Raw genomic sequence first — 210 nt, forward strand, 5'->3', positions numbered from 1 at the left:
CCCACCGCCTCACCGGCATGCACCCCCACCAACGCCTCCAGCTCACCCCCACCCAAACCAGCCGCATCAACCCGCCGCACCCAAACCCGCCCCGGCACCTCCTCCGGCACCACCAATCGCAACCCCACCGCATCCGACACCAACCGCGCCCGCAACACCTCATGCCGCACCACCAACGCCCGCACCGCAGACGCCAACACCCCCGCATCC

General features: G+C 71.0%; 1 protein-coding gene. It reads right to left on the reverse strand.

All coding sequences use genetic code 11. The annotated features are described in order from the left end of the window. On the reverse strand, nt 1-210 hold a 210-nt coding region (locus ACTT8P_RS38750), incomplete at both ends, for a hypothetical protein (RefSeq protein WP_442836476.1).

This window comes from Streptomyces sp. JW3, assembly GCF_052216785.1.
GTDB lineage: Bacteria > Actinomycetota > Actinomycetes > Streptomycetales > Streptomycetaceae > Streptomyces.